Genomic DNA, 1,407 nt, shown 5'->3' with positions numbered 1-1,407 from the left:
AGGACTAAATTTAACTTAACGAGTGGTCCTGTTTTTTGGGAGTATTATATTGAAAAGCAACAATTTCATTCGGATTAACTGCAAGTTGGGTTAAGAGATGCAAAAACAAGAACAGCTTATAAATGAAAAAAGCCTCACATTTCTGTGAGGCTTTGTATTTATAAAATAAATTTATATTAGTAGTGTAAATCTACCTTTGTCAACTAATTCAAGTTTTCCATTGTTATAAAGATAAATCCAAATAATAGGCTCATAAACCACAGGTGGTGGCGGAACTTTTCCTTCTTTAGTTTTTAATTCAGGTTTTGCTTCAAGAAAAGGTATGACTTTTTTGATGTTAGTTTTTTCAAAAAGTAAGTTTTCGTTTTCTCCAAATACTATGACTGTAATTCCTTCATAATCAAAAAAACCAAATGGTTTGTCTTTCTTTCCCGTCAAATACAAGCTCATACTTTCTTTATACAAAGCTCCTATTCGTATCTCGTTACCATTATCATCCTTTTCAAATTTTATGATAATGACACTCTTTTCAAGGCTTCCGTATTCAGCCTCTTCTTTTACAAATACTTTAAGAGCCTCATTTATCTGCGTGTCTTTTACTCTTAGCATATTAAGTTCATTACTTTGATTTGCCTTACAACCGGGAAAACTCCAAATAAAGACAAAAGACCATATTAGCAACCTGTTGATTTCCATACTATTTTACTATTCCTTTGTGGTTATATTGGATATATTTCTTTAAAGGAACTTCATAAACTTTTAGTTTTATCCCTTTACTTGGATAATATTTATTTATCCATTCTCCAAGCTCCCTATCTCCACTATTCTTATCTCTTGGGTGGAATCCAGAAGGTCCGTAATAACTTGATTTTCTGTTAGGGTGGCTGTGAATATGCTCACGAACGGTATAGCCTGTAGTTAATAAGTTATACATTAAATCTACACCGCCCGATTCTGATGTGGGATTATGGCTTGTAGAGATATAATTTGATTTTGAGCCATATTTAACTTGAGACCACTCAACCTGACTATTTTCTGCGACAAATTCAAATAGCTTAGTTGCGGTTTTGTTATTACCAACTTTCATATAGTCATAACTTGTTCCTCTACTATCCTTGTCAGTTTTTACATTATTGAGTACACCTTTTTCTACTTCTACTGATTCATCTGTTTCTTGTCCCTTATTATCCAATGCAATGAGCTTATCTGTTTTATCGTCAGTTTCTCGAAGTAAAGCAATGTTTCCATCTTTGTCCAAACCGTAATCATCTTCTAACATTCCAGTTGGGTCGATATATCTGTTAGGATTATTATAGAAAGCTCGGTAGGGTGACCAACCAGGTGCAACGTCTGCTAATGGGTCAACACCATAAAACATACTAATCCTCGGGTCATAATACCTGGCAC

2 protein-coding genes are annotated in these 1,407 nt (G+C 33.8%); both read right to left on the bottom strand.

The annotated features are described in order from the left end of the window. Positions 1-171 precede the first annotated feature (171 nt). Positions 172-696, bottom strand: a complete 525-nt coding sequence (locus ATH1_RS0115525) for a hypothetical protein (RefSeq protein ID WP_010423788.1) — start codon at positions 694-696, stop codon at positions 172-174. A gap of 1 nt (position 697) precedes the next feature. Continuing rightward, positions 698-1,407, bottom strand: a 710-nt coding sequence (locus ATH1_RS0115520; protein ID WP_010423785.1) for a JAB-like toxin 1 domain-containing protein, incomplete at its 5' end; no start/stop codon positions are given.

The organism is Anaerophaga thermohalophila DSM 12881 (assembly GCF_000191885.1).
In the GTDB taxonomy this organism is placed as follows: domain Bacteria; phylum Bacteroidota; class Bacteroidia; order Bacteroidales; family Marinilabiliaceae; genus Anaerophaga; species Anaerophaga thermohalophila.
The sequence above is the reverse complement of the archived record's forward strand: the minus strand, read 5'-3'. Positions and strand labels throughout refer to the sequence as shown.